At 68.4% G+C, this 24,030-nt stretch carries 23 protein-coding genes; 13 read left to right on the forward strand and 10 right to left on the reverse strand.

All coding sequences use genetic code 11. The features are described 5' to 3' along the window. Positions 1-34 precede the first annotated feature (34 nt). Positions 35-883 (forward strand): alpha/beta hydrolase, encoded by an 849-nt coding sequence (locus MBR110_RS21675; protein WP_059734143.1) that lies wholly within the window; start codon positions 35-37, stop codon positions 881-883. A 163-nt stretch (positions 884-1,046) separates the two neighbouring features. On the opposite strand, the gene MBR110_RS21680 is transcribed toward MBR110_RS21675, so the two are convergent. Next, a complete protein-coding gene (locus tag MBR110_RS21680; RefSeq protein ID WP_014723991.1) occupies positions 1,047-1,277 on the reverse strand; it encodes a hypothetical protein in 231 nt (76 codons plus the stop codon). Positions 1,278-1,557: 280 nt separating this feature from the next. After that, positions 1,558-2,463, reverse strand: coding sequence for a hypothetical protein (locus MBR110_RS21685; protein WP_034195504.1), 906 nt, complete (start codon positions 2,461-2,463; stop codon positions 1,558-1,560). 78 nt (positions 2,464-2,541) lie between these two features. Here MBR110_RS21685 and MBR110_RS21690 point away from each other — a divergent pair, with 78 nt between their 5' ends. Both MBR110_RS21690 and MBR110_RS21695 read left to right on the forward strand, forming a co-directional pair. Then, positions 2,542-2,877 (forward strand): helix-turn-helix domain-containing protein, encoded by a 336-nt coding sequence (locus MBR110_RS21690; RefSeq protein WP_011880800.1) that lies wholly within the window; start codon positions 2,542-2,544, stop codon positions 2,875-2,877. A gap of 546 nt (positions 2,878-3,423) precedes the next feature. Then, on the forward strand, positions 3,424-5,376 hold the full coding sequence (locus tag MBR110_RS21695; protein ID WP_059460605.1) for a Xaa-Pro dipeptidyl-peptidase: 1,953 nt from the start codon (positions 3,424-3,426) through the stop codon (positions 5,374-5,376). Positions 5,377-5,505: 129 nt separating this feature from the next. Here MBR110_RS21695 and MBR110_RS21700 read toward each other — a convergent pair whose 3' ends face one another. Then, a complete protein-coding gene (locus tag MBR110_RS21700; RefSeq protein WP_014723996.1) occupies positions 5,506-6,435 on the reverse strand; it encodes a 2-hydroxyacid dehydrogenase in 930 nt (309 codons plus the stop codon). A gap of 164 nt (positions 6,436-6,599) precedes the next feature. Here MBR110_RS21700 and osmF point away from each other — a divergent pair, with 164 nt between their 5' ends. The 5 genes from osmF to MBR110_RS21725 all read left to right on the forward strand — a co-directional run bounded on the left by osmF (position 6,600) and on the right by MBR110_RS21725 (position 11,307). Continuing rightward, a complete protein-coding gene (osmF, locus tag MBR110_RS21705; RefSeq protein ID WP_045577714.1) occupies positions 6,600-7,523 on the forward strand; it encodes a glycine betaine ABC transporter substrate-binding protein OsmF in 924 nt (307 codons plus the stop codon). Next, the gene (locus MBR110_RS21710) at positions 7,520-8,686 is read left to right on the forward strand and encodes an ABC transporter permease (RefSeq protein ID WP_034195508.1); all 1,167 of its coding nucleotides are present in this window, start codon (positions 7,520-7,522) and stop codon (positions 8,684-8,686) included. The genes osmF and MBR110_RS21710 overlap by 4 nt, the downstream gene beginning before the upstream one ends. Continuing rightward, positions 8,683-9,639 (forward strand): ABC transporter ATP-binding protein, encoded by a 957-nt coding sequence (locus MBR110_RS21715; protein WP_014723999.1) that lies wholly within the window; start codon positions 8,683-8,685, stop codon positions 9,637-9,639. The genes MBR110_RS21710 and MBR110_RS21715 overlap by 4 nt, the downstream gene beginning before the upstream one ends. Continuing rightward, a complete protein-coding gene (locus tag MBR110_RS21720) occupies positions 9,636-10,418 on the forward strand; it encodes an ABC transporter permease (protein ID WP_011880806.1) in 783 nt (260 codons plus the stop codon). Before MBR110_RS21715 ends, MBR110_RS21720 begins: the two co-directional genes overlap by 4 nt. 205 nt (positions 10,419-10,623) lie before the next feature. Continuing rightward, positions 10,624-11,307 (forward strand): lytic transglycosylase domain-containing protein, encoded by a 684-nt coding sequence (locus MBR110_RS21725; protein WP_034195510.1) that lies wholly within the window; start codon positions 10,624-10,626, stop codon positions 11,305-11,307. Positions 11,308-11,320: 13 nt separating this feature from the next. Here MBR110_RS21725 and MBR110_RS21730 read toward each other — a convergent pair whose 3' ends face one another. The 6 genes from MBR110_RS21730 to MBR110_RS21755 are packed head-to-tail and all read right to left on the reverse strand — an operon-like array spanning position 11,321 to position 18,353. Continuing rightward, the gene (locus MBR110_RS21730) at positions 11,321-11,761 is read right to left on the reverse strand and encodes a dihydroneopterin aldolase (protein WP_034195511.1); all 441 of its coding nucleotides are present in this window, start codon (positions 11,759-11,761) and stop codon (positions 11,321-11,323) included. Next, positions 11,758-12,387, reverse strand: a complete 630-nt coding sequence (locus tag MBR110_RS21735) for a sarcosine oxidase subunit gamma (protein ID WP_011880809.1) — start codon at positions 12,385-12,387, stop codon at positions 11,758-11,760. Before MBR110_RS21735 ends, MBR110_RS21730 begins: the two co-directional genes overlap by 4 nt. After that, positions 12,377-15,388, reverse strand: coding sequence for a sarcosine oxidase subunit alpha family protein (locus MBR110_RS21740; RefSeq protein ID WP_011880810.1), 3,012 nt, complete (start codon positions 15,386-15,388; stop codon positions 12,377-12,379). Before MBR110_RS21740 ends, MBR110_RS21735 begins: the two co-directional genes overlap by 11 nt. Next, the gene (locus tag MBR110_RS21745; protein ID WP_011880811.1) at positions 15,385-15,681 is read right to left on the reverse strand and encodes a sarcosine oxidase subunit delta; all 297 of its coding nucleotides are present in this window, start codon (positions 15,679-15,681) and stop codon (positions 15,385-15,387) included. Before MBR110_RS21745 ends, MBR110_RS21740 begins: the two co-directional genes overlap by 4 nt. Positions 15,682-15,707: 26 nt before the next feature. Then, the gene (locus MBR110_RS21750; RefSeq protein WP_011880812.1) at positions 15,708-16,952 is read right to left on the reverse strand and encodes a sarcosine oxidase subunit beta family protein; all 1,245 of its coding nucleotides are present in this window, start codon (positions 16,950-16,952) and stop codon (positions 15,708-15,710) included. A gap of 15 nt (positions 16,953-16,967) precedes the next feature. Further along, positions 16,968-18,353: an L-serine ammonia-lyase gene (locus tag MBR110_RS21755; RefSeq protein WP_181709330.1), complete on the reverse strand. Its 1,386-nt coding sequence runs from the start codon at positions 18,351-18,353 to the stop codon at positions 16,968-16,970. 241 nt (positions 18,354-18,594) lie between these two features. Here MBR110_RS21755 and MBR110_RS21760 point away from each other — a divergent pair, with 241 nt between their 5' ends. The 4 genes from MBR110_RS21760 to MBR110_RS21775 all read left to right on the forward strand — a co-directional run bounded on the left by MBR110_RS21760 (position 18,595) and on the right by MBR110_RS21775 (position 22,486). Continuing rightward, positions 18,595-19,674 carry a GlxA family transcriptional regulator gene (locus tag MBR110_RS21760; protein ID WP_011880814.1) on the forward strand — a complete coding sequence of 360 codons (1,080 nt, stop codon included), beginning with the start codon at positions 18,595-18,597 and terminating at the stop codon, positions 19,672-19,674. Positions 19,675-19,810: 136 nt separating this feature from the next. Beyond that, entirely contained in the window at positions 19,811-20,587 is a 777-nt protein-coding gene (gene otnI / locus MBR110_RS21765; RefSeq protein ID WP_014724001.1) for a 2-oxo-tetronate isomerase, read from the forward strand. A 193-nt stretch (positions 20,588-20,780) separates the two neighbouring features. Next, entirely contained in the window at positions 20,781-21,308 is a 528-nt protein-coding gene (locus tag MBR110_RS21770) for a cytochrome b (protein ID WP_034195515.1), read from the forward strand. A gap of 488 nt (positions 21,309-21,796) precedes the next feature. Beyond that, entirely contained in the window at positions 21,797-22,486 is a 690-nt protein-coding gene (locus tag MBR110_RS21775; protein ID WP_014724003.1) for an aspartyl/asparaginyl beta-hydroxylase domain-containing protein, read from the forward strand. A gap of 28 nt (positions 22,487-22,514) precedes the next feature. Here MBR110_RS21775 and MBR110_RS21780 read toward each other — a convergent pair whose 3' ends face one another. Continuing rightward, the gene (locus MBR110_RS21780) at positions 22,515-23,456 is read right to left on the reverse strand and encodes a LysR substrate-binding domain-containing protein (protein ID WP_181709331.1); all 942 of its coding nucleotides are present in this window, start codon (positions 23,454-23,456) and stop codon (positions 22,515-22,517) included. Between the two features lie 78 nt (positions 23,457-23,534). Here MBR110_RS21780 and MBR110_RS21785 point away from each other — a divergent pair, with 78 nt between their 5' ends. Then, on the forward strand, positions 23,535-23,933 hold the full coding sequence (locus MBR110_RS21785; protein WP_014724005.1) for a nuclear transport factor 2 family protein: 399 nt from the start codon (positions 23,535-23,537) through the stop codon (positions 23,931-23,933). Positions 23,934-24,030 lie beyond the last annotated feature (97 nt).

Consider the following 24,030-nt stretch of genomic DNA (forward strand, 5'->3'; position numbering starts at 1 on the left):
GACTGCCGAAAGGGCACGACACATGCGAGGCTCCATGAACCTGTTACGCACGTTGTGGCTACTGCTGTTGCTCGCGGCCGCCGTACCGGCCGCCGCGTTCGAGTCGCGCATCGTCACGATCCCGAGCGCCGCGATGAACGCGACGCTGAAGGCGACCGTCGTGCTGCCCGATGCGTATGCGCGCCTTCGGCACGGCCCGGAGCGCAGCGTCGAGCGCTTTCCGGTCGTCTATCTGCTGCACGGCTCCGGCGGCGACCACACCGACTGGACCACCAACACCCGAATCGCCGCGCTCGCCGACCGCTATCACGTGATCCTCGTCATGCCCGATGGCGGCCACGAAAGCTGGTACATCGACAGTCCGTTCGATTCGGCCAGCCGCTTCGAAACCTTCATCGGCGACGAAGTCGTGTCGTACGTCGACAGCCATTTCAGAACGATCGACGCCAAGGGCGCGCGCGCGATCACCGGCCTCAGCATGGGCGGCTTCGGCGCACTGCGCATCGCGCTCGACCGGCCCGACACGTTCGGCGCGGTCGGCAGCATCAGCGGCGCAGTCGACCCGCGCTGCTGCGAGGACGAACCCGGCATCGATCATGTGTTCGGCGACCCCGTCCGCCATCCGTCGTTCTGGAACCGCAATGCGATCATCGAAAGCGCGCGTACGTTCGTGCGCGCGCACCTCGACCTGACGATCGACTGCGGCCGCGACGACTCGCTGGTCGGCTCGAACCGCACGCTGCATCAACGGCTCATCGCGCTCGGCGTGCCGCACGACTACGCGGAGCGCCCGGGCGGCCACACCTGGGATTACTGGGCACACGCGATCCGCTATCAGATGCAGTTCTTCGCGACGTCGTTCCAGCACGGCGGTTACGCGTAACGCACGAACTACCGGCGCATGGCAAGTGGGTGGCGTGTCGTATCGCACCGGCTCGCATGGCGATGTGCAACAGACGATGAGCGCGCGCGGTGACGCGACAGGAAGGGAAAAGAAAACGGAAAACCAGCGTCGAGCGCCAGCCGAACCACGCGCTCGGTTGCGCTCAGTTGCGCTGCGCCGCGTCGGCGTTCACCACTCGATCGAAGATCTCCTGCGCGCGCGCCAGTTCGTCGAGCGCGCGATCGAGGCGCGACATCGCGCGTGCATAGTCGGCCGACGAGATGTCGTCGTCGCTTTCGCCGCGCACGGCGCGAAACGCCTGATCGACGTTGCGCGTGGCCTCGACGAAGCGTTGTGCGGCCCGGGCTTCCCGCGAACGGATGTGGATCGACATCGACACTTCTCCCTGAGGATTGCAGTGTGAAGCAAGCCGCCGCGCAGTGTGCGCGGCCCGCGTGTCGGCCGCGTGACCGACGGCCGCTTGCCGGGCGATGCGCGAATCGCCGAGCAGCGCGCTTCGTCGCGATTGTCGCGCGATGTCCGCTTGCCCGCTACGGCGAGATTGCAACAAATTCCTTGCGCACGTCGCGATGATGGCGACACCGCTGCCGGTCGTTGCGCGCGCATCGACCTTCAATCCCTGAACCGCACGCCGCGCGCTCGCGGCGCAACCGTCACGCGCGGCCGATGCGCGGCTGCGCGACACCGCCGAACGCGGCTGCCTCGGCCGGCCCCAGATCGAACAGATCGCCGGTGAGCTCGCGCGGATGCTCGGCCGCGGGCCGGTGCCGAAGCCGCACGACGTGCGCGGGCGCGACATAGGCGGCAGCCGTTTCAATCGGCGCCACGTCGAACAGATCGCGCGTGACGCCGCGCACGGTGTCCGTCGGCGACCGGCCGCGCAGACGAGCAACCAGCTCGACGAAGCGATCGAAATCGCCGGCGCGCGTCGCGTTGTTCACGTCAGCGAGATCGCGTGCCTTCAGCACGCAAGGCTGCGCGAGCCGCACGAAATACGGCGCTTCCAGCTCGACCGACAGCGCAAGCGGATAGCTCCTGCCCGTTTGCTCCTTCGCGCGGCCGACGCAATCGACCACGGCCGCGCCCTGCGCGACGCCGAGCGGCTTGCCCGTGCTCACGCTGCGCAGGTGCTCGGGAAACACGCGCAGTTGCGTACCGACCGTCAACGCGGTCGACGATGCGCATACGAGCGCGTAGTGCTGTTCGCGGCGCCGGCCCGACGGCAGCGTCGCGCGGCTGGCGATGAAGGTATGAGGCGGCAGGGGCCGCACCTGGCCGCTCGCATCGATCCACGCATTCCACAGCAGCGCGTCCGCGCGCTTGCGCTCGCCCGGCCGCACCCGCGACGCCACCGGCGAAAACAACGCGAGCAGCGAACCGGTGCGATGCGCGGCGACCTGCGCGCTGCTGCCGAGCGGCTGGTTGATGCCCCACAGAAAGCGCCCGCCCCCGAGCCGGCGCTCCCATTCCTTGCGGAGCACGACGGTCGGAAGTTCCTCGCCGGACTCGGTACCGATCTTCGTCCAGCAGAACGTGGGAGGGAGGTGTTTCAGTGTCATCGACTTTCTCGGGATACAGCCTCGCTGGCGACAGCAAGCCCATTCAACAACCATAACTGTATAGGTATAATGCATGACATGGAAGCCCCGGACCGCGATTTTCCTGTACAAGACCTGTTACGCCACTTGCTGGCAGATACACGCTCGTCCAGCGAAATTGCGCGACTTTCTGGCGTCAGCCAACCGACGGTGTCGCGGCTTCGGATGTCGGACGGGCGCCGGCTGCGGCGCAGCGCGCCATTCAATAAGCTATGCAGTTTCTATGGACTGAATGCGCCCGGCCCGCGTCGCTACAACGACCTGCTGCGCGAGGCGATCGTCGACGCCTGGGACGGCTCGGACGAGCACGGGCGCGCGCTGTTGGTGGTGATCCAGGGCTTGAAGGACTTGCAGACGAAGGCCGAAAGCGGGTGACGGCGCGCAGCCGGCAAACCCCGGAACGGCGGAACGGCCACGCGCGGGCGGTAACGGATGCGATCCGTCGCCGCCCGTTTTGCATCCGGCGACGCCGCCGACACGTCGCCGGTCAAGTGCGAGAAACTTTATTTACCTGTGGTTAAAAAAGTTTGACACGCCGTTTTCCCTGAGATAAGTTTTGCGCAAGCTTCCGGAAAGCAAACGCAGACCGGCAAGCTCATAAGACGCGCGGCGCGTCGGACATCGCCGGTCCGTTTCATCCCGTCGCCGCTCGCACGCGTGTCGTGTCGTCCGCAGCACAGCACCGCAGCTCGCAATATCCCCGTTTTCTCTGCCGATACCGCCTGGTTTGACGAGGCAAGGTACCCGGCACGACTTTGATTGGCAGTACTGCATGAGCCGCGCCGCATCGGGCCGTGGGCGGTCGCCCCGGCGCTTGCGGCGGTGCGGTCATCTGTTCGTCGCAGGCGGTAATCGGCCCGGCCCGCAGGGGGCGTATCGCGGAACGGTCGTATCCACACAATCAGAACAACGAGGTCGACAATGCAATTCCATCCAGGAGGATTCCGTCGCGCATGGCTGCCGGCGCTGGCCGCAGCCGCGACGCTCGCCGCGTGCGGCGGCGACGACGGCGGCAGCGTGGCGGGCGCGTCCGCGCTCGCGCAAACCCAACAGGACGCGGCGTCCGCCTCGGCGGACGCCGCTGGATCGCTCGCGTCGCGCGTGTCGCCGTCCGGCGTCCCGTATGCGAATCCGGCCAGCGGCGGCCGCTATAAGCCCGTGATCGACGACGGCCAGGTGCAGCCGTCGTTGTCGGGCGCGACGATCGAAGAAAATGCATGGGTCGACACGCCGGTCGATTCCGACGGCGACGGCACCAGGGACCGGATTCACGTACGGATCGTGCGCCCGTCGGAAACGGCCAGCGGCGCACGCACGCCGGTCATCGTGCTCGCGAGCCCGTACTACGCCGGGCTCGCCGACAGCCCCAACCACGATGTCGACGTCGAGCTCGACGGCACGCCTCATCCCGCCACCGCCACCGCCGCCGCAGGCGGCTCGGCCACGCGGATCATGGCCGCCGCGCCGCAAACGCGGATGCTGCAGCAGCTCGAAGCGGCCGCGGCCGGCCGCTCGTGGATCGAAAGCTATTTCGTGCCGCGCGGCTTCACGATCGTCTATGCGGATTCGCTCGGCACGGCCGGCTCCGACGGCTGTCCGACCATCCTCACCCGCGAAGAATCCGTCGCAATGGCGTCGGTGATCCGCTGGCTCGGCCGCGATGCGACCGCGAAGGATGCGAACGGCAAGCCGCTCGTCGCGAGCTGGTCCACCGGGCACGTCGGCATGTACGGCGTGTCGTACGACGGCACGCTGCCGAAGATGGTCGCGAGCCTGCGCACGCGCGGGCTCGATGCGATCGTGCCGATCGCCGGGCTGTCGAACATGTACGGCTACTACCGCTCCGGCGGCCTCGTGCGCGCGCCGGAGGGCTATCAGGGCGAAGACGTCGACGTCTATATCAAGGCGCTTCTGACGAATGCGCATCCGGAGCGCTGCACACACCTGGTCGACGAGGCGTTGCAGCAGGAAGACCGCAAGACCGGCGACTATTCGCCGTTCTGGGCCGCGCGCGAGATCCCCACCGCGCTGGCCGTCGCGCCCGCGCTCGTCGCACAGGGGCTGACGGACGACAACGTGCGCACCGATCAGTCGACGTCGTGGTATCTGGCGATGCGACGCCAGCACGTGCCCACGCAGCTGTGGCTGCACCGCCTGAAGCACACCGACCCGACCCGCGTGCCGGCGATGGCGAACGCGTGGCCCGCCGAAGTGAACCGCTGGTTCACGCGCTATCTGATCGGCGTCGACAACGGCGTCGAGCGCGACCCGCGCGCGGTGATCGAGCAGCCCGACGGCACGCTGCTGAAGGAAGCGGACTGGGCCGCGCGCCACGCGACGCCCGTTGCATATTTCGCCGGCGGCGACGGCACCGGTATCGGCACGCTGCTGCGGATACCGAGCGGCGGTCCGCTCGCGCGCTTCACCGACGATGCGTCGATACCGGCGCTCACGCTCGCCAATGCAACGACCGGCGAGCATCGCAGCCGCTTCGAGACCGCGCCGTTCGCGACCGCGACGCGCATGTCGGGCACCGCGACCGCGCGCGTGCGCTTGACCTTCACCGGCGTCGCGAACGTCACCGCCTTGCTGGTCGATCGTGCGCCCGACGGTACGGCGACGATCGTCACACGTGCATGGACCGACCCGCGCAACCGCGTGTCGGAATGGTTCTCGCAACCCGTGCTGCCGGGCATGCCGTACGACCTGAAGCTGACCTTCATGCCGCGCGACTACACGCTCGCCGCGGGCCACACGCTCGGGCTCGTCGTGCTGTCGAGCGACTATGAAGCGACGTTGCGGCCGACGCCCGGCACGGGCCTTGCGCTCGATCCCGCAGGCACGTCGGTCACGGTGCCGCTGGTATCGTCGTGAGCGATCGGGTGCGAGAGTGAGCGGCTGAGCGGGCGCGCCCGGCATGACCGACTGCCGGGCGCGTCCGGTCGCGCTGCGGATTCCTTACGAGCACGCGCCGCTCGAGCATGCGACCGCATGCCGTTTCATTCACACCGGCGTCAGCACCGGCGCGCCCGCGAAATGCCGCGCGGCATTGTCGAGAAACAGCTGCACCGACCGATCGAGCGCCTCCGGCGACCATCCGCCCATGTGCGGCGTCAACACGATGTTGTCGAGCGCCGTCAGCGCGCGGGGCGGCTCGGGCTCGCCTTCGTACACGTCGAGCGCGGCGCCCGCGATGCGCCGTTCGCGCAGCGCCTCCGCCAAAGCAGCGGTATCGACGACACTGCCGCGCGACACGTTGACGAGAAAACCGCCGGCGCCCAACGCATCGAGCACCGCGCCGTCGATCAGATGACGCGTGTGCGCGCCGCCCGGCGTCGCGACGATCATGAAATCGGCCCATTGCGCGAGCGCGTCGATCCGGTCGAAATAGCGGTAAGGAACCTCCTTGCGCGACCGGTTGTGATAGCCGATCTCGATGTCGAAGCCCGCCGCGCGCCGCGCACATTTCTCGCCGATCCTGCCGAGGCCGACGATGCCGAGCTTCTTGCCCGACACGTTCGGCGGCATCTGCAGCGCGTCGCGCCACACGCCGTCGCGCGTGGCCGCATCGAGCCGCACCACGTCGCGCACGGCCGCCAGCAGCAGCGCGAACGCGTGATCGGCGACGCAATCGTCGTTGGTGCCCGCACCGGTGACCACTGTGATGCCGCGCGCCTTCGCATGCGCGACGTCGATGTGCTCGTAGCCGGCGCCGAGCGCGCCGACCAACGTGAGCTGCGGCAGCAGATCGATTTCCGCGGCCGTGAGCCCCGTGCTGCCGTTGGTCAGCACCGCGCGTATCGTGCCGCCGTGTGCGGCGATCGCCTGGCCGCGCGCCTCGGCCGTCGGCGCGTGGTGAACGTGGTACGACGCGGCGATGCGGCGGTGCGCGTCGTCGCGCAGCGCGATCAGAACCAGCAACTCGGGTTTCATGTCAGCAAGTGTCCGCAGGCGGGAATGCGTTCCAGTGTAACAACGGCGCGCGGCGCGTGCCGTTAGCCCCACGCACGCTGTGGGCACGCCGCCGCGCGCGGTTTGCCAAAGGCCGCCCAGTCAAGTAACTTTCGGCGTACGTCCCGATACTGGAGATTGGCCCGATGAAGCTCGCCCTGCCCGCCCCGCTCCTGGGGCTCGCGTTCGCCGCCGCCGTCGTCGCGCCCGGCGCGCACGCCGATACGCCCGTCGTGGTGTCGTCGAAGATCGACACCGAAGGCAACCTGCTCGGCAACGTCATCGCACAGGTGCTGAAGGCGCACGGCATCGCCGTCACCGAGAAGATCGCGCTCGGCACGACGCCGATCGTGCGCAAGGCGCTCACCAGCGGCGAGATCGACATCTACCCCGAATACACCGGCAACGCGGCGTTCTTCTTCAACAAGGCCGACGACCCGGTGTGGAAAAACGCGAGCCAGGGCTATGACACCGCGAAGAAGCTCGACTATTCGGCGAACCATCTCGTTTGGCTCACGCCGGCGCCGGCGAACAACACGTGGGGCGTCGCCGTGCTCGCGCCCGTCGCGCAGGCACAGCATCTGAAGACCTTCTCCGATCTCGGCAAATGGGTCGCGGGCGGCGGCAAGCTCAAGCTCGCGGCGTCGGCCGAGTTCGTGAACAGCGCGTCTGCGCTGCCGTCGTTCGAGAAGGCGTACGGCTTCAAGCTGAAGCAGGATCAATTGGTCGTGCTGTCCGGCGGCGACACGGCCGCCACCATCAAGGCGGCCGCGAACCAGACCGACGGCGTGAACGCGGCGATGGTGTACGGCACCGACGGCGGCATCGCGTCGAGCGGCCTCGTCGTGCTCGACGACGACAAGCACGTGCAGCCCGTCTATGCGCCGACGCCGGTGATTCGCGAAGCCGTGCTGAAGGCGCATCCGCAAATCGCCGACTATCTGAAACCGGTGTTCGCCAGCCTCGACCTGAAGACGCTGCAGTCGCTGAACGCACGAATCCAGATCAACGGCGAACCGGCGGCCGGCGTCGCAAAGCGCTACCTGAAGTCGAAGGGCTTCGTTAAGTGACGGAACGCGCGGCGCGCATCGCGCTCGACAAGCTAGGCGTCCTGATCGGTGTGCTGACGATCATCGCGGTGTTCGGGATGCCGTTCGTCGTGCTGCGGCCGAACCGCATCGCGGCCGGCACCGGGCTGTCGGTGTTCGCCGCGCTGCCCGCCGCATCGGGCGCGGCGCTCGCCGTGCTGTGGACCGCCGGCGCGCTGTGGACGATGAAGGCGAGCCGCCCCGTGTGGCGGCTCGCGGCCGGTTGCGCCTCGCTCGCGACGCTCGCGTATGCGCTCGGCGCGGCCGCCGCGCACGTCGTCGCACCCGACGACATGCTCGCGCGCGTGTCGCCCGCCGCGAGCGTGTGGGTGCTGCTGTTCGCGTCGGCCGTGCTGGTCGCGGACGCGCTCGCACGGCTCGCGTTCGGCCCGTGGCGGCGCCTCGCCGCACTGGCAGTCGCGATCGCGGCGATTTCGGTGCCGCTGGCGAGCGGCTGGTGGGACGGGCTGTCGATCATGCGCGAATACGCGGTGCGCAGCGACGACTTCTGGCGCGAGGCGACGCGCCACGTCGCGCTCGCGGGCGGCTCGGTCGCGGCCGCGCTGGTCGCCGGCCTGCCGCTCGGCATCGCATGCACGCGGTTCGCGTCGGTACGCACCGTCGTGATGCCGGTGCTCAATATCGTGCAGACGGTCCCGAGCATCGCGATGTACGGGCTGATGATGGCGCCGCTCGGGCTGTTGGCCGCGCGCGTGCCGCTCGCGGCCGCGCTCGGGATTCGCGGGATCGGCGTCGCGCCCGCCGTGCTCGCGCTGTTCCTCTACTCGTTGCTGCCGATCGCGTCGAGCGTCGTGGTCGGGCTCGCGCAGGTGCCGCCGCATGTGACCGAAGCCGCGCGCGCGATGGGCATGACGCGCGTGCAGCGGCTGCTGCGCGTCGATCTCGTGCTCGCGCTGCCGGTGATCCTCAGCGGCGTGCGCATCGTGCTCGTGCAGAACATCGGGCTGACGGCGGTGGCCGCGCTGATCGGCGGCGGCGGCTTCGGCACTTTCATTTTCCAGGGCATCGGGCAATCGGCGGCGGACCTCGTGCTGCTCGGCGCGATTCCGACGATCGCGCTCGCGCTGACGGCCGCTGTCGTGTTCGAGGCCGCGACCACGCTCGCGAAGGGACGTACCGCATGATCGAGATCGAACGCATCGGCAAACGCTTCGGCGAGATCGTCGCCGTCGACGACGTGTCGCTGACGATGAAGCAAGGCACGATCACCGCGCTCGTCGGCGCATCGGGCAGCGGGAAATCGACGCTGCTGCGCATGATCAACCGGCTGATCGCGCCGAGCAGCGGCACGATCCGCATCGACGGCGTCGATACCGCGGGCGTGCCGCCCGAGCAGCTGCGGCGGCGCATCGGCTACGTGATCCAGGGGCACGGGCTGTTCCCGCACTGGAGCGTCGCGCGCAATATCGCGACCGTGCCGCGCCTGCTCGGCTGGCCCGCCGCGCGCATCGACGCGCGCGTGCGCGAACTGCTCGAGCTGTTTCATCTCGCGCCGTCCGAGTTCGCGGACAAGCTGCCGCACGAGCTGTCGGGCGGCCAGCAGCAACGTGTGGGCGTCGCGCGCGCGCTGGCCGCCGAGCCGGCGATGCTGCTGATGGACGAGCCGTTCGGCGCGCTCGATCCGATCATCCGCAACAAGGCGCAGGACGATCTGTACGCGCTGCAGCGCCGGCTCGGCATCACCGTCGTGATCGTCACGCACGATATCGAGGAAGCGCTGAAGCTCGGCGACACGATCGCCGTGATGGACGGCGGGCGGCTGTTGCAGGTCGCGTCGCCGGCGGAGATTCTCGGCAAGCCGGCCGCGGGTGTGGTCGAGCAGCTCGTCGCCGGTGTCGACCGGCCGCTGCGGCTGCTCGCGCTGACGCCGATCGACGCGGTCGCCGAGCCCGGTCACGCGGACGGCGAACCGATCGCCGCGACGCGCACGTTACGCGACGCGGTGTCCGAGCTGCTGTGGCGCGGCGTCGAAGCATTGCCGGTCGGCGAGGCGAACGGCGATGGCGCGCACGGTGCGCCGGCCGCGCGACGCATCACGCTCGACGCGATTCGCGCGCACGCGAGGAAGCCCGCATGAGCGCGCCTGCACAGCCGGCGCGTGCTCCGCTGCCGCGGCGGTTGGCGCCGCATGTCGCGCAGGTCGCGCGCGCGGCCGCGCTCGCGCTATTGCTCGTGCTGCTGTTGCGCCCCGCGTGGCTGCAAGGCGCGTTCGCGCCGTTCGCGGACAACGGCGCGCCCGTCATCTACGACCGCGCGAGCCTGCTCGACCTGACGCTCGCGCATCTCGGCACCGTGGCGTTGTCGAGCCTGATCGGCACGCTCGTCGCGGTCGCGGCGGGCATCGCCGTCACGCGGCCGTGGGGTGCGGATTTTCTGCCGGTCGCGCGCAGCGTGGCCGACATCGGCCAGACGTTTCCGCCGGTTGCCGTGCTCGCGCTGGCGGTGCCGGCGGTCGGATTCGGGTTGAAGCCGGTGCTGATCGCGCTCGTCCTGTACGGGCTCCTGCCGATCTTCGAGAGCACGATCGCGGGCATTGAAGACGTGCCGCGCGACATCGTCGAGGCCGCGCGCGGGATGGGAATGAACGGCTGGCAGCAACTCGTGTCGATCGAGCTGCCGCTCGCGTTTCCGGTGATCGTCAACGGCGTGCGGCTCGCGGTCGTGATCAATCTCGGCACCGCGACGATCGGCTCGACGGTCGCCGCGCGCGGCCTCGGCGACGTGATCATTGCAGGACTGCAAACGTCGAACACCGCGTTCGTGCTGCAAGGCGGCGTGATCGTCGGGCTGCTCGCGGTGCTGGTCAGCGATGCGATCGGGGCGCTGGCGAGGGTGGCGGGCGGGCGGCGGGGGTAGTGCGCGTGGGCGGCTCACTCGCGACCAAAACAGAGCCAGAGCGCGACTGACTCACGCGCTCGATGCGGACTCCGATGCGGGCGCCCACAACCATCCCCATCCCCACCGCCCCAACCCTACATCGCCCTTTCACTCGACCCCGCGCTCGACCCTGCGCCGCAATTGGCCGATATACTATGCGCCTCCCAATTCCTCGCACTCGACCATGCGACGACGGTTTCTCTGGCTGATCGTGGTTTCGCTCGGCATTGCGCAACAGGCAGCGGCGCAGCAAGCGCCCGGGCTGCCGGCCTCCGCGCAACCGGCCTCCGCGCCGCAAGCGAGCGCGTCGGCAGCGGACGCCGCATCCGCTCCGCTCGCCAACGATCAGCCCAACGGAGCAAACCACCGCATCACGTCGTATCTGACGAAGAAATTCGGTCTCGCGAAGGAAAAGGCGACGCGGCTCGCCGATATCGTGAACCTCACCGCGACGAAATATTCGCTGCCGCCGGCGCTGGTTTACGCAATCATTTCGATCGAATCGCGCTTCCAGGAAAAGGCGCGCGGCCAGCATGGCGCGACCGGCCTGATGCAGGTCGTGCCGACCGCCCACCGCGGCATGCTGCGCGACGTGAAGGACCTGACCGAACCGAACGCGAACGTCGACGTCGGCTCCAGGATTCTGTCGGGTTACGTGCGCGCGGCCGGCGGCAACGTGCAGGCCGGCCTGAAGAGCTACGGCGGATCGAATGCCTATGCGGCCAAGGTGATGCAGCGCGTCGACGCGTTCCGCTTCGTGCTCGAACCCGAAGACGGCTCACGCAACGCCGCCGATGCGACGCCGCGGATGATACCGGTCAGCGATCCGTCGAGCGCGGCGCCATCGGCGAACCGCAACGCGAAGTAGACGCTACGCGCGCTTACAGCTGCCCCGCCGCGCCCGTCCACCGCAGGTAATCGCCGCGCGTCCAGTCGAGCGACACGCCGACGCGTTTCGTGCCCGGCCGGATCTTCGGCTTGTACATCGACAAGGTCAGCGACTCCAGCGCCGGCCATTCACGAAACGACATCACCGCGAGCTCGGCGACGAGCGTCTCCAGCAGCCGCGTATGCGGCTTGTGCGACAGGAACGACGCGACGCGCGCGCAGTAGCCGTCGTAATCGATCCACTCGCCTTCCTCACTCGGCTCGCAGCGATAACCGAGCCGCGCATCGATCACGACCGGCTGCGGCGCTTCATGCTCGTGCGCATGAATGCCGATGCGCGCGGGCACCTTCAGTTCGTCGACGAACACGCTCCAGCCGCGCCCGCGCAGGCGCGGCGCATCGATCGCCACGAACGGTTCGTCGAACGGCTTCATGATGCCAGCGGCGCTGCGGCGTCGAGCATGATGCGCACGAAATAGTCGGCGAAACTGCGGCGCAGGACGATCTCGAACGTATCGTCGCCGGTCGGAATCAGCGTGATCGGCGACTTGAAGTAGTGCGACTGCGCGCACTGGCCCGGCTTGAACATGCGCGGATGCAGATCGAGCGGGCAGCCGCGCGCGATCACGTCGCGCACGCGTTCGCCGCTGATCTCGACGACGGTGTAGCCGCTGCCGACGTCGACGGCCGCCGCATACAGCCCCTGCATCGCCTCGGCCAGCTGCCCTTCGAGCATGCCGGCCTGCACGGGCCCGTTCGAGCGCACGAGCCACTCGTCGGGGCCGAGCCACAGCACGTCGTATCCGACGCCGCGCGCGACCGTGTTGGGCGCCGAGGGCGGCTGGCAGCCCACCACCCGCTCGAACGCGGCGACGAACGCCGCGTCGCCCGGCTCGCCGCGCACGTTGACGAGATCGAGGAACGGCCGCTCGCGCAGCGTGAACTTCTTCGATGCGCGCGCCTGATGCGGCTTCAGCACATCGGCCGCGCCGACGAACGGCGATTCAAGCATGACGCCCGCGCCTGCCACCGGCGTCTGGTTTCTGGTTTCATTCCACATGCTGGCGCACCCCTTCGGTATCGTAGAAAACCGGGCTCGAAATCGTCGCGGTGATGCGCTTGCCGTCGGCCAGCGGAATCACGACGCTCTCGCCCATCTTGTTCAGGCCGCCCTTCACCACTGCGAGCGCGATCGAGCGCTTCAGGATCGGGCTGTAATAACTCGACGTCACGTGGCCGATCATCGGCGTGGGCTCGGCGGCCGACACCTGCGTGTCCTTCGCGATGATCTGCGCGCCTTCCGGCAGCACCAGCTGATCGTCCGCGGTCAGCAGGCCGACGAACTGCTTGCGGCCTTCCTTCGACGTATCGGCGCGCGACAGCGAGCGCTTGCCGAGGAAGTCCTTCGACTTCGCGACGAGCCCGCCCATCCCGAGGTCGTACGGCGTGACCGAGCCGTCGGTGTCCTGGCCGACGATGATGTAGCCCTTCTCCGCGCGCAGCACGTGCATCGTCTCCGTGCCGTACGGCGTGATGTCGAACTCGGCGCCGGCCGCCATCAGCGCCTCCCACACCGCGCGGCCCGCGTTGGCCGGCACGTTGACTTCATAAGCCAGTTCGCCCGAGAAGCTGATCCGCATCACGCGCGCCTTCACGCCGGCGACGGTGCCGTTCCGGTAGCTCATGAACGGGAACGCTTCGTTGCCGAAATCGATGTCCTGGCAGACCTTCTGCACGACCTTGCGGCTCTTCGGGCCGACCACCGCGAACGTCGCCCAGTGATCGGTGACGGACGCGAGCCGCACCTTCATGTCCGGCCATTCCGTCTGCAGCCAGCGCTCGAGCCACGTGAGCACGCGCGCCGCGCCGCCCGTGGTGGTGGTCATCATGAAGTGCTGGTCGGCGAGGCGCACCGTCACGCCGTCGTCGAACACCATGCCGTTCTCGTCCAGCATCAGCCCGTAGCGGCACTTGCCGACCTCGAGCTTGTTCCACGGGTTCGTGTACATCCAGTTCAGCAGCTTCACCGCGTCCGGGCCCTGGATGTCGATCTTGCCGAGCGTCGACGCATCAAGAATGCCCACGCTGTTGCGCACCGCGAGGCATTCGCGCTGCACGGCCGCATGGAGGTCCTCGCCCTTCTTCGGGAAGTACCACGGCCGCTTCCAGTTGCCGACGTCCTCGAACATCGCGCCATGCTCGACGTGCCATTCGTGCACGCAGGTCTTGCGGATCGGATCGAGGAAGTCGCCGGTCTCGCGGCCCGCGAACGTGCCGAACGACACGGGCGTGTAGTTCGGGCGGAACGTCGTCGTGCCCGTTTCCGGAATCGTCTTGCCGAGCGCCTGCGCGAGGATCGCCATCCCGTTGATGTTGCCGAGCTTGCCTTGATCGGTGCCGAAGCCCATCGCGGTGTAGCGCTTCACGTGCTCGACCGATTCGAAGCCTTCGCGCGCGGCCAGCAGGATGTCGGCCGCGGCCACGTCGTTCTGGAAGTCGACGAACTGCTTCGGCCCGCGTGCCGCGGCCTCACGGCTGCCGACCAGCCACAGCGGCTGCAGTGCGCCTTCGACGAGTTCCGCGGCCTGCGGCGCGACCGCGCGCTGCGCAGCGACGAAGCCCGCCGCCTTCGCGGCCTCGGCGCCCGCATCGACCGCGAGCCGCAGCGCGCGGGCAAGACCGAACTCGCCGGCCGCCGCACCCACGCTCGCCTCGGGCTGCACGGCCTTGCCCGGCAGGAAGCACGCCTTCTCGTCGTTCCAGCAGGCCTTGCCGCCCGACTGCGCGAACAGGTGCAGCACCGGGCTGAAGCCGCCCGACATCGCGACCAGGTCGCATGCCAGCGACTGCAGCTTGCCGCCCGTCTGCCCGTTCGAATACGACGCGACGTCGACCGACGATACGCGCCATTTGCCCGATGCCGCCGTGACGACGGCGCCGCTCATCACCGTCACGCCCTGCCGCTTCGCGGCGGCCGGCAGCGCGCCGTTCGACGACGCACGCGAATCGACGACCGTCACCTTCGCGCCGCATGCCTTCAGGTCGAGCGCGGTCTGGTACGCGCGGTCGTTGTTCGTGAACACGACGACGTTGCGGCCCGGCAGCACGCCGTAACGATGCACGTAGGTGGACACCGCGCCCGCGAGCATCACGCCCGGCAGGTCGTTGTTGCCGAAGACGATCGGGCGCTCGTGCGCGCCGGTCGCGAGGATCACGCGCTTCGCGCGGACCTTCCACAGCAGTTCGCGCGTCCCCTTGCGCATCGACACCGGCAGGTGCTCGGTCAGGCGCTGCGTGACGGTCACGAGGTTGTGGTCCTGATAGCCGAACGCGGTGCTGCGCGACAGAATCGTCACGTCGGGCAGCTTGCGCAGCTCGGCCTCGATCTTCTCGACCCATTGCAGCGCCGGCTTGCCGTCGATCTCGGCCCGGCACGACAGCAGGCTGCCGCCGAGTTCGCGCTGATCGTCGACGAGGATCACGCGCGCGCCGGCCGTCGCGGCCGCATGCGCGGCGGCGAGGCCCGACGGGCCGCCGCCGACCACGAGCACGTCGCAGTGCGCGTAGCACTTGTCGTAGCGGTCGGCGTCGAGCACGTCCGGCGCCTTGCCGAGGCCGGCGGCCTCGCGGATCTTCTCTTCGTACTTCGGCCACATGTTGCGCGGCCACATGAAGGTCTTGTAGTAGAAGCCGGCCGGCATGAAGCGCGACAGCTTCTGGTTGATCGCGTACTTGTCGTGCTCGAGCGACGGCTGCGCGTTCACGCTCGTCGCGACGAGGCCCTGGTACAGCTCGATCTCGGTCGCGCGTGCGTTCGGCACCGTGTACGGGCCGGTTTCGAGCTGCACGACGGCATTCGGTTCGGCGACGTCGGCCGTCACGATCCCGCGCGGACGGTGGTACTTGAAGCTGCGCGCGACGAAGTGCACGCCGTTCGCGAGCAGCGCGGACGCGAGCGTGTCGCCCTGGAAGCCCTGATAGGTGCGGCCGTTGAACGTGAACGTCAGCGGAATCGCGCGATTGACGCGGCCACCGGTGCCGAGGCGGTCTTTCTGGCTCATTTGCTCGTGCCCTCTTCGTGTGCGTGACCGGCGGCCCCGCCGAACTTTTCGTAACCCTTGATTTCGTAGGTGACCGTATCGCGCGTCACCTTGAACCAGCGGCGGCAACCCTGCGTGTGCAGCCACTGCTCGCGGTGCAGCCCGCGCTTGTTCTCGCGCATGAACACGTACTCGCCCCATTCGCGGTCGGTCATGTTCTCGTTAGCGACCGGGCGCACGATGTCGGCTTCGCCGCCGCACGTGAACTCGGATTCGGCGCGCGGCCCGCACCACGGACATTCGATCAGCAACATGTTGGTTTCTCCAATGGTGGTCGGGATCAGTGCGCCACGGCGGCGGCGCCGTGCTCGTCGATCAGGTGGCCCGTATAGAAGCGGTCGAGCGCGAACGGCGCGTTCAGCGGATGCGGTTCGTCGCGCGCGATCGTGTGCGCGAACACCCAGCCCGAGCCCGGCGTCGCCTTGAAGCCGCCGGTGCCCCATCCGCAGTTGAAATAGAGGCCCTTCACGTCGGTCTTGCTGATGATCGGGCAGGCGTCCGGCGATACGTCGACGATGCCGCCCCACTGACGGTTCATCCGCACGCGCGAGAACACCGGGAACATCTCGATGATCGCCTGCAGCGTGCCTTCGATGATGTGGAAGCTGCCGCGCTGGCCAAAGCCCGTGTATTGATCGATGCCCGCGCCGATCACGAGGTCGCCCTTGTCGGACTGGCTGATGTACGCGTGCACCGCGTTCGACATGATCACCGAGTTGACCACCGGCTTGATCGGCTCGGACACGAGCGCCTGCAGCGGGTGGCTCTCGATCGGCAGGCGCACGCCGGCCATGTCGGCGAGCGTCGTCGTGTTGCCGGCGGCCACCACCGCGACCTTCTTCGCCTTGATGAAGCCCTTCACCGTATCGACGCCGACCACCGCGCCGCCTTCGCGGCGAATGCCCGTCACCTGGCAGTTCTGGATGATGTCGACGCCGGCGCGGTCGGCGCCGCGCGCGAAGCCCCAGGCCACCGCGTCGTGACGCGCGACGCCCGCGCGGCGCTGGATCGACGCGCCGAGCACCGGGTAGCGGCTGTTCAGGTTGATGGTCGGCTCGATTTCCTTGACCTGGGCCGGCGTGAGGAATTCGGCATCGACGCCGTTCAGCCGGTTCGCGTTGACGCGCCGCTCGGTGTCACGCACGTCCTGCAGCGTGTGCGCGAGGTTCATCACGCCGCGCTGGCTGAACATCACGTTGTAGTTGAGATCCTGCGACAGGCCCTCCCACAGCTTCATCGCCTTCTCGTACAGCGCGGCCGATTCGTCCCACAGATAGTTCGAGCGCACGATCGTCGTGTTGCGCGCGGTGTTGCCGCCGCCGATCCAGCCCTTCTCGAGGATCGCGACGTTGGTGATGCCGTGCTCCTTCGCGAGGTAGTACGCGGTCGCGAGGCCGTGGCCGCCGCCGCCGACGATCACGACGTCGTATTCCTTCTTCGGTTCCGGGCTCTTCCACTGCTTCTCCCAGTTCTCGTGATACGAGAGGCCGTTGCGGAACAGGCTGAATATCGAGTAGCGGCTCATGTTAGTGATCCTTCGTTAGCATTCGATGACGTTCACGGCGAGGCCGCCGCGCGACGTTTCCTTGTATTTCGTCTTCATGTCGGCACCGGTCTCGCGCATCGTCTTGATGACCGAATCGAGCGACACGTAGTGCTGGCCGTTACCTTTGAGCGCCATGCGCGACGCGTTCAGCGCCTTGATCGCGCCCATCGCGTTGCGTTCGATGCACGGAATCTGCACGAGTCCGCCGACCGGGTCGCAGGTCATCCCGAGGTTGTGCTCCATGCCGATCTCGGCCGCGTTCTCGACCTGGTCCGGCGTGCCGCCCATCACCGCCGCGAGCGCGGCCGCGGCCATCGAGCACGCGACGCCCACTTCGCCCTGGCAGCCGACTTCGGCGCCGGAGATCGACGCGGTTTCCTTATAGATGATGCCGATCGCCGCGGCCGTCAGCAGGAATTCGAGGATGCCGGCTTCGTTCGAGCCCGGCACGAACTTCACGTAGTAGTGCAGCACCGCGGGGATCACGCCGGCCGCGCCGTTGGTGGGCGCGGTGACGACGCGGCCGCCCGCTGCGTTCTCCTCGTTGACGGCCATCGCGTACAGGTTGACCCAGTCGAGCATCGACAGCGGATCGCGCAGCGACTCCTCCGAGCGCGCCCGCAGGCGGCCGTTCAGCTCGGCCGCACGACGCTTCACGCGCATCGGGCCGGGCAGCTCGCCCTCGACCTTGCAGCCGCGCTCGACGCACGCGGCCATCGTGCGCCAGATCGCGAGCAGCCCCGCGCGCACTTCGTCGGCCGGGCGCAGCGCGGCTTCGTTGCGCAGCATCAGCTCGGCGATCGACAGCCCGTGCTCGCGGCACTGGCGCATCAGGTCGTCGCCGGTGCGGAACGGATACGGCACGTCGGCCGCCGCACGCACGCCGTTCACGCGATCGCCGTCGCGGTTCACGACGAAGCCGCCGCCGATCGAGTAATACTCTTTCTCGACGAGCAACTGCCCGTGCTCGTCGAAGGCCTGGAAGCGCATCCCGTTCGGGTGAACGATGCTGGTGCCGCTCATCATCTTGCGGAAGAAGCCGATATGCTCCTTCTCCTCGAAGCGGATCGTCTGCCGGCCGAGCAGCGTCAGCGACTTCTCCGCGCGGATCGCCGCGAGCCGCGGCTCGATCAGGTCGGGATCGATCGTGTCCGGCAGATGGCCCTCGAGGCCGAGCAGCACCGCCTTGTCGGTGCCGTGGCCCTTGCCGGTGGCACCGAGCGACCCGTATAGTTCGACCCGCACGCGGCACACGAAGCCGAGCAGGTTCGCATCGTCGATGTGCGACGCGAAGCGGCACGCGGCGATCATCGGGCCGACCGTATGCGAACTCGACGGGCCGATGCCGATCTTGAACAGGTCGAACGCGCTGACGTTCATCTGGCTTCCTCTGGGTAGGCGTACGTGAAATGTCGTTGGCGTCAGTACATCAAAGCGTAAAATCGGCCGATAGAACAAAAACGGCATCGGCGTGGGATAGCGCCGCCAAGCCCCACGCAGGACGGCAGGAAAATGCGTTTTGACGATGGTTGGCGACGCAAAAACACAAGTCGGGCGCCGTGCCCGCGCGCAGAGTGAAACGACTGAGACCCGCCTTCCGGGCGTGACGAGATTGACCGCGATGACATCCGACGTACCCGCTTCCCCCCTCGCCGAACCGGCGCCGCAGCGCATCCGCTTCGGCATCGTGCTGCTGCCGAACTTCACGCTCACGGCCTTTTCGGGGTTCGTCGACATGCTGCGGCTGTCCGCCGACGACGGCGACTACAGCAAGCCGGTGCGCTGCGCGTGGAGCGTGATCGGCGAGACGCTCGCGCCGGTGCGGGCGAGCTGCGGGATCCAGATCACGCCGTGGGAAACCTTCGAGAACGCCGAGCCGTTCGACTACGTGGTCGTGGTCGGCGGGCTGCTGCATTCGGGGCCGCAAGCCGGCCCCGACACGCTGGAGTTCATCCGCCGCTCGGCCGCGGGCGGCGCGACAGTGGTCGGCATCTGCACCGGCGTGTTCACGCTGATGCGCGCGAACGTGCTCGACGGCTATCGCACCTGCGTCAGCTGGTTCCATTACTGGGATTTCGTCGAACGCTTTCCGAACGCCGACCCCGACATGCTGATCGCCGATCGCCTGTTCGTGATCGACCGGCGCCGCATCACGTGCTCGGGCGGGCGCGCGTCGATCGACGTCGCCGCCGCGATCCTGCTGCGCCATTTCGACCATGCGACCGTGCAGAAGGCGCTGCGCATCCTGCTGGTCGGCGAGATGCAGAAGGGCAATGCGCCGCAACCGCATCCGCCGGGACTCGAGCCGGCCACGCATCCGAAGGTCAAGCGCGCGATTCTTCTGATGGAACAGCACGTCGGGCGCGCGCTGCCGCTCGAGGAGCTCGCCTGCAAGCTCGACATGTCGACGCGCCAGCTCGAGCGGCTGTTCAAGGCCGAAACCGGCAAGAGCCCGCAGGCGTTCGCGAAGCAGGTGCGGCTGCGCACCGCCGCGTGGCTGCTGACCAGCTCCGACCGCACCGTCGCCGATATCGCGTCGAGTTGCGGGTTCGCCGACGCGTCGCACCTTGGCCGCGAATTCCGCAAGCAGTTCGGCGTGCCGCCGGCCGCCTATCGCGAGCGCGGCGGCGAAGCCGTGGACGCCGGCGTGGCGGCCGATGCCGTTGCCGTTGCCGATTCAGTCGAAGACATCCCGGACTGACCGGCGCGCCTGCCGTTTGGTTGTGCGCGCATGCGATCGCGCGTGCACGAGCGGCGCGCGGCTCGTGAACCGCTGAACCGACATTCGACGCGGGGCGCCCTGTGCCCCGCCCCATTCACTTCCTGGACCCGTTGCCATGCCCCGCTTCGCCGCCAATCTGTCGATGATGTACACCGAGCACGCGTTCCTCGAACGCTTCGCCGCCGCGTCGTACGACGGCTTTCGCGCCGTCGAGTATCTGTTCCCGTACGACTTCGCGGCCGAGGACATCCGCGCGCGCCTCGACGCGCATGACCTCGAGCAGGCGCTGTTCAACGCGCCGCCCGGCGACTGGGACGCCGGCGAACGCGGAATCGCGTCGCTGCCGGGCCGCGACGACGAATTCCGCCGCGGCATCGACCGCGCGCTCGACTATGCGCGCGTGCTCGGCAACAAGAAGCTGCACGTGATGGCCGGGATCGTCGCGCCGGGCGCGGACCGCGCGCGCCAGCGCGACACCTACGTCGCGAACCTGCGCCACGCGGCGCAGGCCGCCGCCGCGCACGGCGTCACGATCCTGATCGAGCCGATCAACCCGCGCGACATGCCCGGCTATTTCCTGAACCGCCAGGACGATGCGCATGCGATCTGCGCGGAAGTCGGCGCGCCGAACCTGAAGGTGCAGTTCGACTGCTATCACTGCCAGATCGTCGAAGGCGACCTCGCGACCAAGCTCAGGCGCGACTTCGCGAGCATCGGCCACATCCAGATCGCCGGCGTACCCGAGCGGCACGAGCCCGACGTCGGCGAACTGAACTACCCGTACCTGTTCGCGCTGATCGACGCGCTCGGCTACGACGGCTGGATCGGCTGCGAATACCGCCCGAAGGCCGGCACGTCCGAAGGGCTCGGCTGGCTGCGGCCGTACCTGTAATTCCCGTATCTCGCCGATGATGAACGACCGTCTCGCGCGCCGGCTGCTCGAGCGGCGACGCCGTCGTGCAGCTGGTGCGTCATGCGCCGGACCGGCGGCGCCGCGCGCTGCCGAACGCTTAATGTTTCGTTAACGATCCCGCCGTAGAATCCGGTCGATACCTACGATCCCCACCGCCTTGCCAGGAGCCTCCATGTCCACACCCGCACGCTATGACGTCGTCGCACGTCTTCTTCACTGGTTGATCGTGGCGCTCGTCGTCGCGCAGTACCTGATCGGCTGGACGATGCCCGACGTGCATCGCGACACGCAACCGGTCGGCTTGATCGCCGCGCATCTGCTCGTCGGCACCGCGCTGGTCGCCGCGATGGTGTGCCGCGTGCTGTGGCGCGTGACGCATCGCCCGCCCGCCGACACGCTGTCGCCCACGATGCGCAAGTTGTCCGGCGCCACCCATTTCGCGCTCTATGCGCTGCTGATCGTCGTGCCGCTGCTTGGCTGGATCAATGCGTCGTCGCGCGCATGGGCCGTCACGCTGCTCGGCGTCCTGCCGCTGCCGGCGCTGTCGGAAGCCGGATCGCAGTTCGGGCACGCGATGGGCGACGTGCACGGCGTGCTCGCGTGGGTGCTGTTCGCCGGCATCTGTCTGCACGTCGCGGCCGCACTCGCGCATCGCTTCGTGCTGCGCGACCAGACCATGCAGCGGATGATGCCGTGGTGAGCATGCCGGGAACGGCATGCTCGATGCCGTAGCGCCGACGCGGGACGCGCTCGCGTCGGCACCGGGTAGCAGGCTGGCGTCGGCCTGCTACCGCATCGTCGATGTGCCCATGTACCTATGCACGGCGGCCAAGGTCGCGATCTTCCGCCGAATCCCCGCCTTCCCCCTTCTACCGGCCACACCGGCCGCCGCCGCACCGATCGGCGCGTCGCAAACCTGCGCGCGACAGCACCTGGGCCGATGCAGGCGTCGGGGCACCCGCCCACGCACGTCGCGGCCCCTGGCCGTTGCGGCTTCATATTCGATCGCTGCGCCAATCGACGAGCGCGCGCATGACCACCGGTCCGACGACGCATGGTGGCCATTCATTCGCGGCGCCGCATCTCGAACGCCCTGTCATTCTTTCGTCAGCGGGCGTAACCTCACGTAACGCACGCTCCACCGCGCGTGGGGCAGACTGACGACACCTCGTGGATCGCCCTCCGATCATGTCCGTCGCTTACGACTACGCAGCCGGCCTGCTTCGCACGCTGTACGACCGCCATATCGACGGCAGCGCGGTGCTCGACACGGCCGCGTTTCCCGATGCCGTGCGTTTCGTTGGCGCATGGCGCGACATCCAGGCAGAGGCGTTGGCCGTGGCGCGCGACATGCCGCGCATCCCGCGCTTTCACGAGATCATGCGCGAGCAGCGCGACATCTCCGCCAACGACGCGCGCGACTGGCGGATGTTCATCATGCAGGCTTACGGTCAGCCGTTCCCGCGCAACCTGTCGCGCTGCCCGACGGTCGAGTCGCTCGTCGCGACGTCGCCGGACGTGCTGTCCGCATCGTTGTCGTTCCTCGCGCCGGGCAAGCACATCCCGCCGCATCGCGGGCCGTTTCGCGGCATCCTGCGCGGCTACCTGGTGCTGTCGATGCCGACGCGCGCGGACGGCACGCCCGCCGCCGTGCTGAAGGTCGACGGCCGCGAATACCGGCTCGACGAAGGGCGCTTCCTGCTGTGGGACGACACGTTCGTGCACGAGGTATGGAACGACAGCGACGACGTGCGCATCGTGCTGCTGCTCGACATCCGCCGGCGCGGAATGCCGCGATGGCTCACGTGGCTGTCGAATGCGGTGATCGGCATCGTGCGGCTCGGGATCCGCATCCGCGGGCGCTCGATTCCCGTTTAGCGGCCCACCGGGCGCACCTGCGTAGCGGTCAGTCCTCGCGCGCGAGCTGCGCGAGCGCATCGGCGAGCGCGCGAATCGCCGGCTGCGCGGCGCGCTGCACCGGATGAACCAGGTAGTAGCCGAGGCCATTGCGCACCACCTGCGGAAACGGCGTGACGAGCGTTCCGGCGGCCAGCCGGTCGGCCGCCATGCGCGGATCGCCGATCGCGACGCCATGCCCTTGCTCCGCGGCCGTCAGCGTCAGTTCGAGCGTATCGAGCACGAGGCCGGCGCTGCGGTCGATCTGCGTCGCGCCGACCGCGTCCAGCCAGCAGCGCCATTCGTCGCGGTTGCGCGCCGGATGCAGCAGCGTGGCCCGCGCGAGGTCGTCGATCGCGTGCAACGACGCAGCGGCCTCGCGCGTGCACATCGGCGTCAAGCATTCATCGAACAGCGGCACGGCCGCCATTCCCGCCCAGGTTCCGCTGCCGCGCACGACGATCGCGTCGAAACCGGCGTCGGTGAAATCCGGCGTGTCGTCCGCCGACGTGTGAATGCGCAACTCGGTGCGCGGCAACGCGCGGTTGAGCGCCGGGAGCCTCGGCAGCAGCCAGCGCACCGCGAACGTGGAAGGCACGCGCAGCGTGAGGACCGACGCGGCCTGCGCGTGCGCATCTGCGTGTCGCGCCAGTCGGGCGAGCACGTCGACGGCCACCGTCAGCAGCGCGCCGCCTTCGGCGGTCAGCGTCAAGCCCGACGCATGGCGGACGAACAATGCACAGCGGTAATACGCTTCGAGCTGCTGCACCTGCCGGCTCACCGCCCCCTGGGTCCGGCACAGATGCTCGGCCGCACGGCTGAAGCTGCCGAGCTCGGCGGCGGCGACGAACGCCTGCAACGCCGTCAGCGGCGGCAATGCGCGCGTCAGGTCCGCCAGCGGGTATGCGCCGGCCGCATACCCGGGTTGCGGATTATTCGTTTGTTCGGTCATCGCTGCGTCGCTATCGTGGTGGAACCGGCGCGCGACGGCAGTCGCGACGGGCCGGTCCATCATCAGCGGAGAAATACCATGATTTCGTCGTCCGACGCACTATACACGCGGCAGGTCGATACCTACCTGAAGGCGCTCGAGCGCGGCGACGTCGCGGCGATCTGCGCGTTGTTCACGCCCGATGCGCGCATCTTCTCGCCGTTTCTGGGCTGGATGACGCCGCAGCCGTTCTTCGAAAAAGTCGCGGCGGCGTCCGGCCAGAGCCGCATCACGCCGATCGACGTCTGCGTCAGCACGACCGGCGCACGTCGGGCCACCGGCTATTTCGTGTACGACTGGGGATTGAACGACGGCTCGGCGGTGCGCTTCGAGTGCGTCGACGTATTCGAATTCGACGACGCCGCACGCATCGAGCGCATGACGATCATCTACGACACCTACCCGATCCGCAGCACGGTCGGCGACAAGTACGCGTAACGCCGCGCCGCGCGCCGCCGTTGCGCGGCGCAGCAAGCGCATGGCGTCGCCGGCCGGCCCGGTGAAGCGGGCTGATGCCCTGCTCGATTTGCCGAAC

The organism is Burkholderia sp. MBR-1, from assembly GCF_013822785.1.
In the GTDB taxonomy this organism is placed as follows: domain Bacteria; phylum Pseudomonadota; class Gammaproteobacteria; order Burkholderiales; family Burkholderiaceae; genus Burkholderia; species Burkholderia vietnamiensis.

What these genes read in the sequence shown, in the direction of transcription:
- MBR110_RS21685 (WP_034195504.1), bottom strand. Translation starts at nt 2,463, where the DNA reads ATGACACTGAAACACCTCCCTCCCACGTTCTGCTGGACGAAGATCGGT.
- MBR110_RS21675 (WP_059734143.1), top strand. Translation starts at nt 35, where the DNA reads ATGAACCTGTTACGCACGTTGTGGCTACTGCTGTTGCTCGCGGCCGCC.
- MBR110_RS21760 (WP_011880814.1), top strand. Translation starts at nt 18,595, where the DNA reads ATGACATCCGACGTACCCGCTTCCCCCCTCGCCGAACCGGCGCCGCAG.
- MBR110_RS21785 (WP_014724005.1), top strand. Translation starts at nt 23,535, where the DNA reads ATGATTTCGTCGTCCGACGCACTATACACGCGGCAGGTCGATACCTAC.
- MBR110_RS21770 (WP_034195515.1), top strand. Translation starts at nt 20,781, where the DNA reads ATGTCCACACCCGCACGCTATGACGTCGTCGCACGTCTTCTTCACTGG.
- MBR110_RS21775 (WP_014724003.1), top strand. Translation starts at nt 21,797, where the DNA reads ATGTCCGTCGCTTACGACTACGCAGCCGGCCTGCTTCGCACGCTGTAC.
- osmF (WP_045577714.1), top strand. Translation starts at nt 6,600, where the DNA reads ATGAAGCTCGCCCTGCCCGCCCCGCTCCTGGGGCTCGCGTTCGCCGCC.
- MBR110_RS21700 (WP_014723996.1), bottom strand. Translation starts at nt 6,435, where the DNA reads ATGAAACCCGAGTTGCTGGTTCTGATCGCGCTGCGCGACGACGCGCAC.
- MBR110_RS21740 (WP_011880810.1), bottom strand. Translation starts at nt 15,388, where the DNA reads ATGAGCCAGAAAGACCGCCTCGGCACCGGTGGCCGCGTCAATCGCGCG.
- MBR110_RS21780 (WP_181709331.1), bottom strand. Translation starts at nt 23,456, where the DNA reads ATGACCGAACAAACGAATAATCCGCAACCCGGGTATGCGGCCGGCGCA.
- MBR110_RS21715 (WP_014723999.1), top strand. Translation starts at nt 8,683, where the DNA reads ATGATCGAGATCGAACGCATCGGCAAACGCTTCGGCGAGATCGTCGCC.
- MBR110_RS21725 (WP_034195510.1), top strand. Translation starts at nt 10,624, where the DNA reads ATGCGACGACGGTTTCTCTGGCTGATCGTGGTTTCGCTCGGCATTGCG.
- MBR110_RS21750 (WP_011880812.1), bottom strand. Translation starts at nt 16,952, where the DNA reads ATGAGCCGCTACTCGATATTCAGCCTGTTCCGCAACGGCCTCTCGTAT.
- MBR110_RS21695 (WP_059460605.1), top strand. Translation starts at nt 3,424, where the DNA reads ATGCAATTCCATCCAGGAGGATTCCGTCGCGCATGGCTGCCGGCGCTG.
- MBR110_RS21730 (WP_034195511.1), bottom strand. Translation starts at nt 11,761, where the DNA reads ATGAAGCCGTTCGACGAACCGTTCGTGGCGATCGATGCGCCGCGCCTG.
- otnI (WP_014724001.1), top strand. Translation starts at nt 19,811, where the DNA reads ATGCCCCGCTTCGCCGCCAATCTGTCGATGATGTACACCGAGCACGCG.
- MBR110_RS21735 (WP_011880809.1), bottom strand. Translation starts at nt 12,387, where the DNA reads ATGTGGAATGAAACCAGAAACCAGACGCCGGTGGCAGGCGCGGGCGTC.
- MBR110_RS21690 (WP_011880800.1), top strand. Translation starts at nt 2,542, where the DNA reads ATGGAAGCCCCGGACCGCGATTTTCCTGTACAAGACCTGTTACGCCAC.
- MBR110_RS21680 (WP_014723991.1), bottom strand. Translation starts at nt 1,277, where the DNA reads ATGTCGATCCACATCCGTTCGCGGGAAGCCCGGGCCGCACAACGCTTC.
- MBR110_RS21720 (WP_011880806.1), top strand. Translation starts at nt 9,636, where the DNA reads ATGAGCGCGCCTGCACAGCCGGCGCGTGCTCCGCTGCCGCGGCGGTTG.
- MBR110_RS21745 (WP_011880811.1), bottom strand. Translation starts at nt 15,681, where the DNA reads ATGTTGCTGATCGAATGTCCGTGGTGCGGGCCGCGCGCCGAATCCGAG.
- MBR110_RS21755 (WP_181709330.1), bottom strand. Translation starts at nt 18,353, where the DNA reads ATGAACGTCAGCGCGTTCGACCTGTTCAAGATCGGCATCGGCCCGTCG.